Below are 14,749 nucleotides of genomic sequence, written 5' to 3'. Positions count from 1 at the left end.
AATTGCTCTTTTAAAAGAGGTTGCAACACCGCGGCAAGTGTTGGTTTGCTGCAGTGTTGCTATGCTAAAGCCTGATTTTATGCTGCGATCTATTGCTTTGTATTTAAAAGTTTACAGTGTGTTTTTATGTTGCATTTCAGTCTAAGTGGCAATTTTATTGGTTTGCAAGCTTGACGCTGTAGCCGTCTATCCGTAAACTGCGAGATATGTAATTTAAAAAATACGATGTGTAAATTAATATTTACGCTTAATTTTAGGTCAGCGGGCAACGATATTATTATCTATGCTAATTTACTGCCCGAGACTCATACCGCTACAGGAGCACCGTTAAATGAGTATGATTGTTGATGATTTGCGTATCGTCGCCCAGAAACCCCTGATCTCACCTGCTGTGTTAAAGAAAGTGTTGCCACTATCAGCTCAAGGTTTAGATTTTATTGCGAAAGCACGCACTGATATTGCTAACATTATTCATGGCCATGATAAACGTTTACTGGTGGTGACCGGGCCATGTTCTATCCATGATCCCGTTGCAGCGATGGAATATGCACATAAACTTAAAGCACTGCAGCTAGCTTACCAAGATAGTTTATATATTGTGATGCGCGTGTACTTTGAAAAACCACGTACCACAGTGGGCTGGAAAGGCTTTATTAACGATCCGCATCTTGATGACTCCTTTGATTTAGAAACCGGCTTAACTTGGGGCCGTGAATTGCTACTGAAAATGGCCGATTTAGAATTGCCGGTTGCAACCGAAGCGCTCGATCCGATCAGCCCACAATATATGTCTGATTTAATTAGCTGGGCGGCGATTGGGGCCCGCACCGTGGAATCGCAAACGCACCGTGAAATGGCCAGTGGCTTGTCGATGCCTGTGGGTTTTAAAAATGGTACCGATGGCAGTTTAAATGTAGCGCTCAATGCGCTGCAATCTGCCGCTAGCGGCCACACATTCTTTGGTATTAACCAAAAAGGTGAAGTGAGCTTGGTGCAAACCGCCGGTAATCCGGATGGGCATATCATTTTACGGGGTGGCAGTGCGCCAAATTACGATGCAGCCAGCATTCAAGATGTCTTACAAAAAATTGATAAATTAAAATTACCACGCGGTATTGTGGTCGACTGCAGTCATGGCAATTCGCACAAAGACCATAATCGACAACCGCTCGTGGCCGCTGATGTCGTGGCGCAGCGTTTAGCCGGCAATGATGCCATTATTGGTTTAATGCTAGAAAGTCATTTATCAGCAGGGCGGCAAGATCTGATCGCCGGTAAAGCTGAGCATTACGGTGTGTCAGTCACCGATGCCTGTATTGATTGGGCGACAACCGAAACCTTGTTAGCAAGTTTGCATCAGCAAATGTTGCCGTTGCAAGCGGTGGCGTAGATCAGATGACGGCCGTTAATCATGCACAACAAGCACTGCAACCGTTGCGCGAGCAAATCGATACTATTGATGCTGAACTGGTCAGGCTATTAGCGGCACGCGCTAAAGTGACTGCGCAGGTCGGGCAGGTGAAGCAGCATTTCGCCTTACCGGTATACGTACCTGAGCGCGAGCATGAACTGTTAACGGCGCGTCGCCAGCAAGCTATTGCCGAGCAGGTCTCGCCCGAACTGGTTGAAGATGTGCTGCGGCGCATCATGCGCGAATCTTATGCCACACAAGACATCAGCTTTGTTTGTTGTCGCCAAGGCGGTGGTAAAGTTGTAGTGGTCGGTGGTGCAGGGGCGCTCGGTGCGCGTTTTGTCAGTTTATTTGCGCGTTCTGGCTATCAAGTGGTGGTGTTAGAGCAACAGGATTGGCCAGAAGCCGCCAGCTTATGTGCTGATGCAGCCTTGGTGTTAATGGCGGTGCCCATCACCTTAACGGCGCAGTTGATTGCAAAATTACCGGCTTTGCCAAGTGATTGTGTGCTAGCAGACTTAACCAGTATTAAAGACAAGCCCTTGCAAGCGATGTTGACGCAGCATGCCGGGCCTGTCGTGGGTTTACATCCGATGTTCGGCCCGGATATTACGAATTTAGTGAAGCAAGTGGTGGTGGTCTGTCACGGCCGTGCCGAACAGCAATATCAATGGTTACTACAACAATTAACGGTATGGGGTGCAGAACTCGCCGAGGAACAGGCCGCTGCGCATGACAGTGCTATGCAACTGATCCAAGCGATGCGTCACTTCTCATCTTTGGTTTATGGCGTACATCTAGCCGAAGAAAAAGCGGATTTGCAGCAGCTGCTGGCCATGAGCTCGCCGATTTATCGGTTAGAGTTGGCAATGATTGGCCGTTTGTTTGCACAAAATGCCGAGTTATATGCCGATATTATGCTGTCATCTAGTGATGTTGCTAGCCTATTATCACGCTATCAGCAGCGTTTTGGTCAGTTATTAGCCTTGTTGCAAGCCAATGATAAAGCCGGTTTGATGGCCGAATTTGCCAAAGGGCAACAGTTTTTTGGTGATTTAGCCGGGCAGTTTTTGCACGAAAGCAAGCAGCTGTTACAAAAAGCCGCGGATGGTCGCAGCTAAAGGTAACAGCAGTAAATTGCCAATGAACCCAGCGAGTTAGCGCTGGGTTTATGTTTCTGTGTTAGCTAGACCATAAAAATGATAGATAATTTCCCACGCCTGCTCGGGTGTATCTACAAACTGTATTAACTCGAGATCTTCTGGGCTAATTAAGCCTTCTTCTGCCAGCATGTCAAAATTGATTAAACGCTGCCAAAACGCTTTATCGTATAAAATTACTGGTACGCGTTTGGCTTTACGAGTTTGAATAAGTGTCAGGGTTTCAAACAGCTCATCTAAAGTGCCAAAGCCCCCCGGAAAGGCCACTAAAGCCTGCGCCCGCTGTAAAAAGTGCATTTTGCGGATGGCAAAATAGTGAAACTGGAAACACAGTTCAGGCGTGATATAGGGGTTTGGATGTTGCTCTTTGGGTAAAACAATATTTAAACCAATGCTTTTACCATTGGCATCCATCGCCCCACGATTGGCGGCTTCCATCACACCTGGGCCGCCGCCGCTGATAATCATTAAGCCTGTTGCGGGATGCTTGCCATTGTGTGTGGTGACGATGCGAGCAAATGCTTGCGAGGCTGCATAGTACTGACTGTTCCTCACATCGCGTTGCGCTTGCTGCAGTGCACTCACAGCCTCAGCGGTATGTTCTTGCCCCGCATAGCGTTGTTGAACCTCTGCCAGTTGACTTGCTGCAACACTCGGTGACAGAAAACGGGCACTGCCAAATACGACGATAGTGGCATTAATGCCGTGCTGCTCGAGTACCATCTGTGGTTTTAAATATTCTAACTGCAGACGAACATGGCGCAGTTCGTCTTGCATTAAAAAACCATTGTCAGCGAAGGCGAGCTTAAAGGAATTATGATCTTGTAATTGCGTGATCGCATCTAATGATTCTTGAGCGCTGGCAAAATGGCGTTTATATAAGGTACTGTTTTCCGACATACTGAAAACCCCTGAGGAAAAATTATTTTCTGTTAAGAGTACACATAGTACCGCGCGAACAAGTTAAAGTGGTGTTATAACAAATAAAAAAATTAGGACAGTTATGTGGTCAGATATTTTAGTAACCTTTGGTGCGCTAGGGATCTTACTGTTAGGGATGGACTGGCTTAGTAAAGGTCTAAAAACGGCAGCTGGGCCAGCATTAATGCAGTTTTTACAACGTTGGACCACCAAACCTTGGCAAGGCTTAGTGTTTGGCACGGCGGCTACGGTTGCGGTGCAATCCTCAACGGTCATCACCATTACCACCATTGGTTTTGTTAATGCGGGTATTTTATCTTTGCAAAATGCTGCCTTTGTCATTTACGGCAGTAATGTGGGGACATCATTAACCGGCTGGTTTGTGGCGCTAATTGGTCTACAATTTAAGATAGAAGTGTTTGCGTTACCCTTGGTCGGCCTAGGCGCCATGCTTAAACTGTTTACGAAGACAGTAAAAAAGCAAGGCGTGGGTGAGGCGTTAGTCGGCTTCGGTTTTTTCTTTTTAGGGCTGGGTTTTTTAAAAGAAGGTTTTAATGCTGTTTTTCTCGATATTGAATTTTCAGCGTTAAGCCAATGGGGCTTATGGGGCATATTGTTAGGGGTGGCATTAGGCACGTTATTAAGTGTGTTAATGCAAGCGTCAATAGCGGTGATTGCCTTAGTGATTACCGCAGTTTCTGCGGGTGTTCTTCCGTTGTCGTTAGCGGCGGCTTTTGTTATTGGGGCTAACCTTGGCACCACTTCAACCGCGATAATGTCAACTTTAGCGGCCACGGCACAGGCTAAACGCTTAGCGCTATTGCATGTAATTTTTAATGTGATAACCGGTGTGGTTGCGGTATTGCTGATCAGCCCTTTGTTATGGCTTATTTTGCAACTGCAGCAGGCGTTATTTCACGACCCAAACCCCGCCATCAGCTTGGCCTTGTTTCATACGCTATTTAATGTGCTGGGTGTTCTGTTAATGTGGCCTTTAACCACTCGCTTGGTGCTTTTTTTAAATGGCCGTTTTCGACAGCACAGCCCCGGTCAATTACGCATGTTAGATGCGTCTAGTTTAAGTATTCCGTCGGTTGCGATTAAAAGTTTGATTATGGAAACACTGCATGTTGGCCAACTGATTAGTCAGCAAGCCTTGATGTTGCATGCTGATACACCTCAAACCAGCACGGGCTTAAATAACATCAAGCAATTACAAACCGAGCTGAACGGTTATTTATTAAAATTGGGTAAAAGTAAATTGTCCGCCGCCGAGTCTAAAGCGTTAAATGAACTTATTAAAAATCAAATGCGCTTAGAAATGACGATTCAATTGCTACCGCAGCTTGCTAAGCAATTAACCAGCAATGCGACTGCGTTTATGCCGGAGCAAACGTTATGGCAACAATTACAACAGGCGCATTGGCCAGAAGATGCAGCCAAAGTGCGCAGTTGCTATCGGGATTTAATGAAACAACGCCATAAAATTAAAGAACAATTGTATCTATTGGTACTGACCGAACGCGTGAGTACCGACAATGGTGGCGATCAGCTGTTACGAATTGCGGAATTACGCCGCTTTAATCAACAACTGACCAAAGCCATGCTCTCGTTAGGTGCGCTACTTACCACAACAGACGGGCCGACATCCCAACAAGAACAAGAGGAACACAGTCATGCCAGTTAATGCCAGTTTGACCTTCATCGGTGCTGCTCAGCAAGTCACCGGCTCCTGTTATCTGATCAAGTTACCTCATCAGCAACTATTACTCGAATGTGGCATGGTACAAGGCCATGATCAGGTTAGGGAATGGCACAAGTTTCGTTTTCCTTTTAATGCCAAAGACATTGATGCGGTGGTGTTATCTCACGCACACATCGATCACAGTGGTTTATTACCCTTGTTAGTCTCTAAAGGGTTTCATGGCAAAATTTATTGCACACCGGGCACCGCTGATATTTTACCGGTGCTACTGAAAGATTCGGTTAACTTATATTTAAAAGATTTGGAATGGCAAAATAAAAAAGCGGTGCGTGCGGGTAAAAAGCCGCAATCGCCGGTGATGTCGGTAAAGGATGTCGAGCGTGTGGTGGACTTGATTGTGGAGTTACCCTACAGCAAACGCGGTTTCCCGCTCGATGGCGTAGAGCTGGAGTTTGCTGATGCGGGGCATATTTTAGGCTCGGCTATTGTGCAACTGTGGTTGAAGGGAAAGCAAGCCATGCGCAAGTTGGTGTTTTCTGGCGATCTTGGCAACCCTGCTACGGTGCTGTTACCACCGGCTACGGATATTGGTCAGGCTGATATCGTGTTAATGGAAAGTACTTATGGAAATCGTGACCACCAACCGCTAGCCGATACCATTGAAGAGCTTGCTGCAGCACTTGAACAAGCCTATAACGAAAATGGTAATGTATTTATCCCCGCGTTTGCTTTAGGGCGCTCGCAAGAGATTTTGTATTATCTCGCCTTGCTCTTTAAACAAGGCCGTTTAAAGCAACGTATGGTGTTTTTAGACAGCCCAATGGCCATTAGCATTACCAAGATCTATAACGAGTACTTGCATCGCCTTGATCAAGCCGATTTAGATAAAATTGGTTACAAACCGGGCATGACGCTACAACAATTACTGCCGATTTTGAAATTATCAGAAACCGTTGAAGATTCGATGGCGATTAATCGGATCAGCCAAGGAGCGATTATTATTGCGGGAAGCGGTATGTGTAATGGTGGTCGTATTGTGCACCACTTAAAACATAACCTCTGGAAAAATACCAATCACCTTATCTTTATCGGCTTTCAAGCCCGAGGTACTTTAGGTCGGCGACTGGTTGACGGCGAAAAACGTGTGAAAATGTTTGGGCAAGATATCGTGGTGAAAGCTAATGTACATACTATTGGCGGCTTTTCTGCACATGCAGGGCAAAGCGAGTTATTAGCATGGGCTAAAGCCATTACGGGTCAACCCGATTTTTACTTAATCCATGGTGAGCCTGAGGCGCAATTGGTTTTACAAGAAAAGTTAGCCGAGCTCGGTATTGCTTCGCAAATTCCGGCGAAAGGCGATAGCTTCGATTTCTAACGGAGTTTACGACAAGCAGAGGCAGCCACTGTGCTAATGCCCGTCAGTTAATGCTGTTTAATAACACACTATACTGCTCGGTATTCGCTCAAGTGGCTGTTGTATCATTTAACGCTCAGGTTGCGTTGGCGTGATATCATCGCTTGGATAGCACCCCAGTACTTTGATAAATTTTGTCAGGTTATTTAACTCTTCTAGTGCGCGAGTCATGGCGTAGTCGTTCAGATTGGCAGAAACATCCACATAAAACATTTCTTCCCAAGGGTTGCCGTTGATCGGGCGCGATTCTAATTTACTCATACTAATGCCATGTTGCTTTAACACTAACAAGGCTTCTACCAGTGCACCGGGTTGCTGCCCCGTATACATAATAAAAGTGGTTTTTGCTGGGATAGCTTTGGCAACATTAACCGATTTACGGGCGACCACAATAAAGCGGCTGATATTGGCTTTTTGATTGGCTAATTGGCGTGTCAGTACTTCTAAACCATAGAGTTTGCCGCCTTCCTCGCCACCAATAGCAATAATACTGGGGTCCTGTAACTCTTTTACTTTGGCAAACGCGGCGGAAGAGCTTTCACAGTAGTCTATTTTCACGTTCGTTAAACCGAGTAAAAACTGACTACACTGCGCAATCACTTGCGGATGAGAACACACTTGGCGGATTTTCGTGAGATCGGTACCCGGTAAGCCGAGTAAGCAATGTTCAATGGGGTGCGTGAGTTCACCTACAATCGATAAACGGGTATGTTGTAAGATGTCATACACTTCGTTAATTGAACCTGACGAGGTATTCTCAATCGGTAATACCGCATAGTCGGCATGGCCGGTTTCTACCGCTTTGACAATTTCATTAAAGCTATCGCAGCCTAATTCGATAATACGCTCGGCGCGACGGGTAAAGTATTTTTGGGTTGCCCAGTAACTGTAAGAGCCTTGCCCGCCTAAAAACGCCACTCTCACTACTGGGGAATTATCACCGTTTAATTGGCCTTGCACTTTAGCTTGTTGCTGTAATACCGAGTCTTCAATGACAACTTGAAATAACTGCGTAACATAGTGTGCATCGAGTTCCAGCGATTTGCCTTTTTCAATCAGCGACAATAATAATTCTTGCTCGCGTTGTTGATCGCGAATAGGTTTATTTTGGGATAGCTTTGCTTCTGCCACGGCCAGTGCCAACTTGCGACGTTTAGACAGCAAGCTCAATAATTGCTGATCAGTTTCACTAATCGCAGTGCGGATCTCATTTAATTCCATATTTGGCCTCGTGCTACACCTATGTTTAAGGGTCAACTTGCAAAAAAAACCTCCCGAGTGGGGAGGTTTTGGGCTTTTCGTGCGTGCACGCTCAGCTACCTCCCAATGCTAGGGGGTAAAGCTAAAAAAACCGAGCGAGCAAATCATCATCTTCATATTGCACACCTTAATCCGTCTGGATGGCTAAAGTCAAGGGTTAGGTATTAACTGTTGTTGATATTTTTCTGGCCCAGGTAAAAAGGGCAAAGCAACTTCAGCAAGCCAATAAGGATGATCGCTACGATAAAAAGGGGAAAGGGGGTGACCGGATTGACCACTGCTGATCACTAAGACGCCTAATTCTTCAAAACCAGGTGCAACCACCATTCTTTGCGATTGACCAAATGCCGGATGTTGCACCTTTGGCATATGACTATCACCCGATAGCGGGGTATCGGCCATATTGAGCCAGTGGCCAATCAGCGGAATAGCGCCAGACAAAGGATGTTTAATTTTACTGGTATTACGCGTGCCCCAGTTGGCTTGGGTTAAGCTACCGTATTGTGCTTGAATATTTTGCTCGGTTTGCTTGGCTGCGCTTAACAGTAAATCCTGCCAGCTTTGATAGTTGGCCGGTAAGGTGTCAGCGCGATTTGCCGCAAGCATTAACCAAAATGGCGTTTCCATTGAATATTTTAAATCACTGCTGCGACTACCCACTTGCTCTAATAACGCTGACAGGGGCGCAAAGGTCAGTTCTAGCGTAGTTAAACGAAATTGCCGAAGCAAAGTGTAACCGACATCATTTACATCTGCTTTTAAGCTAGACTGCGCGATCAGCTGGCGAAACTCGGTCAATTGATATTGCTCACTGCGCTCAGGTGAAAGGGTATCGAGTAATAATGCCTGCCACGGCTGCAATAAATGCGCTTGGATATCCAGCTGTATTTGATGTAGCGCCAATTCATCCGCTTGGGGCAGCGCAGCTAACGCATCGGCTATTTGTTTACCCCTTGCGCCTAAATCATAGCCGCCATTTCCTAACAGCTTATAAAACTCGCCACCTACGGTGCGAGCATTCGCAGACCACAACCGACCTGACGTTGGGTTGAGGAGTTGCGGATAAGCGGCCGCCTCTAACTGTTCGCCCCAGTAGTTATCACCCTTGCTCCAATCCTGAGCGGTATCCCAATCGGCCACATGGCGCTGACGCATTGGACCAAATATAGACCAGCCAATATGACCTTGTTGGTCGGCAACTAACACGTTTTGTGCGGGAATACCCATAGTATTAGCAAAACGCAACACTTCGGCCGCAGACTCAGCCTTTTCTAAATAACGTAAGTTCAGGTTCACCGCTTGCGGATCATGGGCTATCCAACGCAGAGCATAAGGTTGACCATCCGCAAAGGGGATAAGCGGGCCCCATTCGGTTTGTTTGATTAATAGTGAATGCGCTGGCGCGTCGCGAATGGTAATGCGCTCAGTGATGTACTCAAGAGGTTGCCAGCCGTTGGGGCTAAGATACTGCTGTTCATCATCAGACAGGGTTAGGCTGATTAAATCATGCCAATCGGCAGTACTATTGGTAAAACCCCATGCAATTTTGCCATTACTACCGACCACAATTGCCGGTGTACCGGGTAAACTTAAACCCGTGACTTGCTGCGCTTGCTGATCTTCAACCCAATTTAATTGCGTTTTGAACCAGACGCCTGGCACCCTTAGCGATAAATGCATATCATCAGCCAAAATGGCTGCGCCATGCCCGGTTAAGTGGCCGGCAACCGCAAAATTATTACTGCCTAAATCGACTGCGTCAGCCGGTGTGCATTCAATACAACTTAATTGCTGTTGTAAAACACTGGGATACGGTGAGCTAGGTAGGGCAATGGCTTGCTGTTCGCTACCATCAATGGCCGCTTGCCACAGTGGGCTATGCTGTTGCAAAAACTGATACCAGTCTTCTGGTAACGCGGCTTTTAATTTGGTCATCGCATAATCATCACGCCCCATTTTGCCCTGTAAATCTAGGTACATACTGTAAATGACTAACAGACTATCTTGCTCTAACCAAGGCTCGGGCGTCGTTTGTAATAACAGATATTCAAAAGGGGGTTGGCGTAAGCGGTTTAAGCCATCGTTAACACCTCGACTGTAAGCGGCTAATAACTCGAGATCTGGTGCCTTGAGCTGTGTCAGGATATGTTCGGCGCGTTGTCGAAACAGGTGGCGGCGATGGCTGATGTCGGTGTTCAGTGCTTGCTTCCCGAATAAAGCAGATAATTCACCGGCTGCACTGCGCCGTGATAAATCCATTTGAAAGAAACGTTCTTGAGCGTGCGCAAAGCCCAGTGCATAAGCGGTATCTGAACGGTCGGTGGCGTGGATGGTTAAGTAACCAAGTTGATCGCGCTTTAAACTAACCGGATGTGCTATGGGGGCCTGATAGCGACCGTTGTAATCGGGTAAACTGCCGTTAAGCCAATAATAAGCCACAGCCAATACAATTAATATCACGGCCACGACTAGCGACAACAGCCAGCTGATTATTTTCATTTTTATGTCCTGCTGATATAAGATCAAAAGGTTAGCACAACAAAAGGAAAGTTCAATGTTAAGAAAGATGCAAGTGTGGGATCTCGCCGTCAGGGTATTTCATTGGTCGCAAGTGTTGCTGCTGCTTGGGCTGTGGTATACCGGTACCGAAGGTTTGATGGCACAGCATCAATTGTTAGCTTACAGTTTAGCGGCATTGTTAATTGGGCGCCTGTATTGGGGCTTTTTTGGTAGTAGTACTGCGCGTTTTCGCAATTTTAGCTATTCACCCCTTGCTGCTTGGCGTTTTTTACGCAAGCCAAAACCGGTGCTTGGTCATAATCCGGCCGGTTCTTATATGATTTTTACGCTGTTAGGCTTATTAACGCTGCAAATTCTCAGTGGCCTAGCCACTTTTGATAACAGTTATATTAGTGACGGCCCTTTAGTTGCATATTTGCCTGAAAGTTGGGTGTCGCTGGCTTCTGATGTGCATAAAACCGTAATCGATCTGATTTTAATCGCGGTGTTTGTGCATGTGTTTGCTGCTGTTTGGCATAGCTGGCGTCACGACAATGTCATATTGTCGATGTTCAATGGTAAAAATGATGTGCCTGCAAACGCCACCCCGCAGTTGAAATCAACATGGAGTTATTTTGTTATCGTGCTACTGGTGCTGCTCGGTTTTTATCTGTGGCAAGGTCGTATTCTGATCTTGTTTCTTTGAAAACGTTTACTATTTAGCAAAGAGCCCGCTGGTATGCGGTTACCACATGCCAGCGGGCTTGAGATAATCAGCTTAACAAGCTGAGTTTATTAATCAGCTTTGTATTTATCATGACAAGCTTTACAGTTACGTGCATAGTCGCCAAACGCTTTGCGAATAGCGGCTTGCTCGCCGGCCTTTGCTGCAACTAATAAAGCGGCAGCATCTGCGGCCAGTTTTTCACCACGCTCTTGCACATCCACTAAGTTATCCCAAATAGCCGGTTTTACTTCACCGCCCGCGGCTTGAGTGCCTGGCACGGTAAACGTTTCCCATGGCAGTTGCGACAATAAGGCTAGCGCCTCAGCACGACGCTGCACGCGCTCAACGTCAAAAGCCACATTACCCCGGATCATATCTTGGATGTCGCCCATGTTATGGCGGATCATCTGAAAGTTTGCTTGACGGTATGACACCGCATCTTTACCGTCAGTAAATGCCGTAGCGGCGACGACCGGTAACGCGAAAGATAAACAAAGTAGGGAAGAAATTAGGGCTTTTTTCATATTATTACTCTCTTCTAGTCGATTGTCGTAAAATAATGGTAAAGTACAAGTAGTCTTTATTGCATACCTGACAGGGATACTATCAGGTCACTATAACAGCAGTGAGCCGAATTCGTGAAGGATCTTACCCATAATAATGCCAAAGGATTCAACTCACTGGGTTTGAAATTTTCAATCCTGGTGTTTTTGGCTATGCTGATTGCCGGTCTTACCGTGATGTTTACTTATGGCCTGTATCAACAGCAAACTGATGAGGAAATGCAGTTAAAAAAACAAGCACTATTGCAGCGCAATAGTGACCTATATCATCAACAATTAGACAAATACCTCGAAAAACAAGAAATTAAAGCACGGCGAGCTCACCAACTCATCAGTGAGCAATTAAACGAGCGCCCAGTTACCCGTTCTAATGCAGCCTTATTAACTACCTTAGCCGATGGTTCACGTCGCCAACAAAATGACTTTTCTGGCCTGTATATTGCGCCGGACGCCCAAGTCAATGTGCAAAATAGTTTATTACAGCGCAGCACTGCGGTTTGGCAGGATACTGTGCCCTTGTTGCAACATGATTTCTTTGCCGTGTTTTTTATTGCGAAAGATAACTATGTTCAGGTGACGCCAGCAGGGTGGGCAGCAGATTTTTCGGTCGATATTTCCTTATTGAATAACCCCTTATTTCAATTAGCGGCACCAGAGCAAAACCCTGAACGCAGTTTGCGCTGGAGCCCGGTGTATTTTGACAGTATTTGGCAACAATGGATGCTAAGTATCTTGCTGCCGGTCTATCAGCAAGAACAGTTTCTTGGCGTAATGGGTTTTACCCTGCCTCTTTCAGAATTAACACAACATCGCAGCGCCTCGGCTGAATACAAGCCAAATACCCATGCTTTGCTGCTCGATAGAATGGGGCAAGCCATCAGCGATAGCGTGTCGTCCTCAATGCGCAATTTACCGATGTTTAGCCCTTATCAGGGGGCTAAAGTGAACGTCCCTGTATTAAGTGAATTACTGCAAACGCCCAATCAAAACTTGAGTAATAGCCGTTTTTTGATGGCGCTAAGTGCCTTTAATCGTTTAGATTGGCAGTTTGCGCTTTATCAAGAAAAACAAACTTTATTACAACAGCAAAAATTATTTGTTCCTCGTATGCTGTTTTTAACCTTCTTAGTGGCGATTGCCGTGACGCTGTTACTGCATTTTTTCATTAACCAAATGCTGTTAAAACGGCTGAAAAAATTAGCCTCTGCGGTAAATCGGGTCGGACGTGGGGCACATCCTGGCTTACAATTGGATACCAAACACGATGAACTGGGTATTTTAAACCGCGCCTTCACAGCAATGTTTGAAGAAATCAATCAATTAGTGACGGGTTTAGATACGCGGATTGCCGAAAAAGAACAAGCCGAAATGCTGGCGCGTAAACTCAGTAAAGCGGTCGCTTTTTCCAGTTCAGGAATTGTGATTACTAATAAGCATCTTGATATTGAATACGTAAACCCCTTTTTGACGACGTTGTTAAAGGTTCAAAGCGCTAGTATCTTGGGAAAACCCTTAAGTAGTTTGTTCGCTGAAGATATGCAAAAACTGACCAATGATATGATGCAGTCATTGGCAGAGCGGCAACACTGGCGCGGTGATGTCTTGTTATTGCAAGAAGATGCCACAGACGAAACAGAACAAGCTTGGGTCACTTTAGCTTTAGCGCCGATCCGAGACGAGCGTGGTGAGTTATCTCATTATGTTGCGGCGATGCAGGACATTTCTTTTATTAAGCGCAGCCAAAAGCAAATGGAGCAATTGGCTTACTTCGACTCACTCACTGGCTTGGCCAATCGCAGTTATTTCCGCAACCAATTACGCAAAGCCATTTCCATGTCGCAACGCGGTTATTACACCTTTGCTTTGTTGTACTTTGACTTAGACGAATTTAAATTAATTAATGATACTTTAGGCCACGACGCTGGCGATGAATTACTGATCGAAGTGGCTAAGCGTTTAACCTCACGTTTGCGTGAAGATGATACAATCGCCAGGCTCGGCGGCGATGAATTTGCCGTTATTTTAAGCGATATAAAAGACAAAATGCATGCAGGGCAGATTGCCGGCAATTTACAACAAGCCTTTACTCAGCCAGTGCAATTAGGAACACATACGGTTGCCATTAGTGCTTCTATTGGTATTACTGTGGCGCCTGATGACGGCGCGGAAGAAGAAGTTCTGATAAAACATGCTGATTTGGCCATGTATGAAGCAAAAGCGCGTGGCAAAAATACTTACCGGTTTTTCTCACGCGAGTTAAATGAAGCAGCGACCGATCGTTTATTGATTGAAAATCAGTTACGTGAAGCAATCCGCGAGCAGCAATTCCTGATGTATTACCAACCCAAAATTGATATTCAAGATGACACTCTAGTGGGTTATGAGGCCTTGATCCGCTGGCTGCGACCCGACAATACCCTGGTGCCTCCGGCGCGCTTTATTCCAGTGGCGGAAAGTACCGGTTTGATTGTGAAAATTGGTGAGTGGATTATTCTGGAGTCATGCCGTTTTCTGGCTCGACAACACAGCCGTGGCTATGCCGTTAGTCTGTCAATTAACTTATCGGCGCGCCAATTTAACGATAATCGTTTACCGACGATGATTGAACAAATTATCCAGCGGACCGGTGTCGATCCAAGCTATTTAGTGTTTGAAATTACCGAAAGTATGCTGATGGGCGACACTGATGCGGCTATTAAACAGTTAAATCAGTTAAAACGTCTCGGAGTCTCTTTATCTATTGATGACTTTGGTACAGGCTATTCATCGCTTAATTATTTGAAGCGATTCCCAGTAGACGAGCTGAAAATCGACCGCTCTTTTGTTAAAGATATTCCAGAAGATCGGAATGATATGGATATTGTCTCTGCCATTATTGCGATGGCGCAAAAGATGCAATTACGCGTTGTCGCTGAAGGGGTCGAGTCAGAAGCTCAAGTTGACTTCTTAAAGCAAAATGCTTGCTATGTTGTACAGGGTTATTACTACAGCATGCCGTTGGCAGAGCAAGAGTTAAGTCACCTGACATTTACAATAAAAACATAAGTTAAAGGATCATTCGGTCGTTCAGTGCGAGGTAATTGTTG

10 protein-coding genes are annotated in these 14,749 nt (G+C 45.8%); 6 read left to right on the top strand and 4 right to left on the bottom strand.

The annotated features are described in order from the left end of the window. Window positions 1–337 precede the first annotated feature (337 nt). Together ACUJFL_RS13840 and tyrA are read left to right on the top strand one after the other, a co-directional pair. On the top strand, window positions 338–1,390 hold the full coding sequence (locus ACUJFL_RS13840; RefSeq protein WP_306178869.1) for a 3-deoxy-7-phosphoheptulonate synthase: 1,053 nt from the start codon (window positions 338–340) through the stop codon (window positions 1,388–1,390). A 5-nt stretch (window positions 1,391–1,395) separates the two neighbouring features. Continuing rightward, window positions 1,396–2,532 carry a bifunctional chorismate mutase/prephenate dehydrogenase gene (gene tyrA, locus ACUJFL_RS13835; protein ID WP_226752021.1) on the top strand — a complete coding sequence of 379 codons (1,137 nt, stop codon included), beginning with the start codon at window positions 1,396–1,398 and terminating at the stop codon, window positions 2,530–2,532. 48 nt (window positions 2,533–2,580) lie between these two features. Here the strand turns inward: tyrA and ACUJFL_RS13830 are convergent, their stop codons facing one another. Further along, on the bottom strand, window positions 2,581–3,471 hold the full coding sequence (locus tag ACUJFL_RS13830; RefSeq protein ID WP_226752022.1) for an LOG family protein: 891 nt from the start codon (window positions 3,469–3,471) through the stop codon (window positions 2,581–2,583). Window positions 3,472–3,574: 103 nt separating this feature from the next. Between ACUJFL_RS13830 and ACUJFL_RS13825 the strand changes: the two genes are divergently transcribed. Together ACUJFL_RS13825 and ACUJFL_RS13820 are read left to right on the top strand one after the other, a co-directional pair. After that, complete coding sequence (locus ACUJFL_RS13825) at window positions 3,575–5,179, top strand: Na/Pi cotransporter family protein (protein WP_445427797.1); 1,605 nt, start codon at window positions 3,575–3,577, stop codon at window positions 5,177–5,179. Further along, window positions 5,169–6,575 carry an MBL fold metallo-hydrolase RNA specificity domain-containing protein gene (locus ACUJFL_RS13820; protein WP_226752024.1) on the top strand — a complete coding sequence of 469 codons (1,407 nt, stop codon included), beginning with the start codon at window positions 5,169–5,171 and terminating at the stop codon, window positions 6,573–6,575. The genes ACUJFL_RS13825 and ACUJFL_RS13820 overlap by 11 nt, the downstream gene beginning before the upstream one ends. A 108-nt stretch (window positions 6,576–6,683) precedes the next feature. Here the strand turns inward: ACUJFL_RS13820 and ACUJFL_RS13815 are convergent, their stop codons facing one another. Both ACUJFL_RS13815 and ACUJFL_RS13810 read right to left on the bottom strand, forming a co-directional pair. Next, a complete protein-coding gene (locus tag ACUJFL_RS13815; protein WP_445427796.1) occupies window positions 6,684–7,835 on the bottom strand; it encodes a chorismate mutase in 1,152 nt (383 codons plus the stop codon). A 189-nt stretch (window positions 7,836–8,024) separates the two neighbouring features. After that, window positions 8,025–10,373 (bottom strand): penicillin acylase family protein, encoded by a 2,349-nt coding sequence (locus ACUJFL_RS13810; protein WP_445427795.1) that lies wholly within the window; start codon window positions 10,371–10,373, stop codon window positions 8,025–8,027. 55 nt (window positions 10,374–10,428) lie between these two features. Between ACUJFL_RS13810 and ACUJFL_RS13805 the strand changes: the two genes are divergently transcribed. After that, window positions 10,429–11,079, top strand: coding sequence for a cytochrome b/b6 domain-containing protein (locus tag ACUJFL_RS13805; RefSeq protein ID WP_445427794.1), 651 nt, complete (start codon window positions 10,429–10,431; stop codon window positions 11,077–11,079). An 89-nt stretch (window positions 11,080–11,168) separates the two neighbouring features. Here ACUJFL_RS13805 and ACUJFL_RS13800 read toward each other — a convergent pair whose 3' ends face one another. Next, window positions 11,169–11,624, bottom strand: coding sequence for a c-type cytochrome (locus tag ACUJFL_RS13800; protein WP_445427793.1), 456 nt, complete (start codon window positions 11,622–11,624; stop codon window positions 11,169–11,171). A gap of 162 nt (window positions 11,625–11,786) precedes the next feature. Here ACUJFL_RS13800 and ACUJFL_RS13795 point away from each other — a divergent pair, with 162 nt between their 5' ends. Beyond that, window positions 11,787–14,708 (top strand): bifunctional diguanylate cyclase/phosphodiesterase, encoded by a 2,922-nt coding sequence (locus tag ACUJFL_RS13795; RefSeq protein ID WP_445427792.1) that lies wholly within the window; start codon window positions 11,787–11,789, stop codon window positions 14,706–14,708. The last annotated feature ends 41 nt before the right edge of the window (window positions 14,709–14,749 follow it).

The organism is Alishewanella sp. HL-SH05 (assembly GCF_052655985.1).
The sequence above is the reverse complement of the archived record's forward strand: the minus strand, read 5'-3'. Positions and strand labels throughout refer to the sequence as shown.

What these genes read in the sequence shown, in the direction of transcription:
- ACUJFL_RS13840 (WP_306178869.1), top strand. Translation starts at nt 338, where the DNA reads ATGATTGTTGATGATTTGCGTATCGTCGCCCAGAAACCCCTGATCTCA.
- tyrA (WP_226752021.1), top strand. Translation starts at nt 1,396, where the DNA reads ATGACGGCCGTTAATCATGCACAACAAGCACTGCAACCGTTGCGCGAG.
- ACUJFL_RS13830 (WP_226752022.1), bottom strand. Translation starts at nt 3,471, where the DNA reads ATGTCGGAAAACAGTACCTTATATAAACGCCATTTTGCCAGCGCTCAA.
- ACUJFL_RS13825 (WP_445427797.1), top strand. Translation starts at nt 3,575, where the DNA reads ATGTGGTCAGATATTTTAGTAACCTTTGGTGCGCTAGGGATCTTACTG.
- ACUJFL_RS13820 (WP_226752024.1), top strand. Translation starts at nt 5,169, where the DNA reads ATGCCAGTTAATGCCAGTTTGACCTTCATCGGTGCTGCTCAGCAAGTC.
- ACUJFL_RS13815 (WP_445427796.1), bottom strand. Translation starts at nt 7,835, where the DNA reads ATGGAATTAAATGAGATCCGCACTGCGATTAGTGAAACTGATCAGCAA.
- ACUJFL_RS13810 (WP_445427795.1), bottom strand. Translation starts at nt 10,373, where the DNA reads ATGAAAATAATCAGCTGGCTGTTGTCGCTAGTCGTGGCCGTGATATTA.
- ACUJFL_RS13805 (WP_445427794.1), top strand. Translation starts at nt 10,429, where the DNA reads ATGTTAAGAAAGATGCAAGTGTGGGATCTCGCCGTCAGGGTATTTCAT.
- ACUJFL_RS13800 (WP_445427793.1), bottom strand. Translation starts at nt 11,624, where the DNA reads ATGAAAAAAGCCCTAATTTCTTCCCTACTTTGTTTATCTTTCGCGTTA.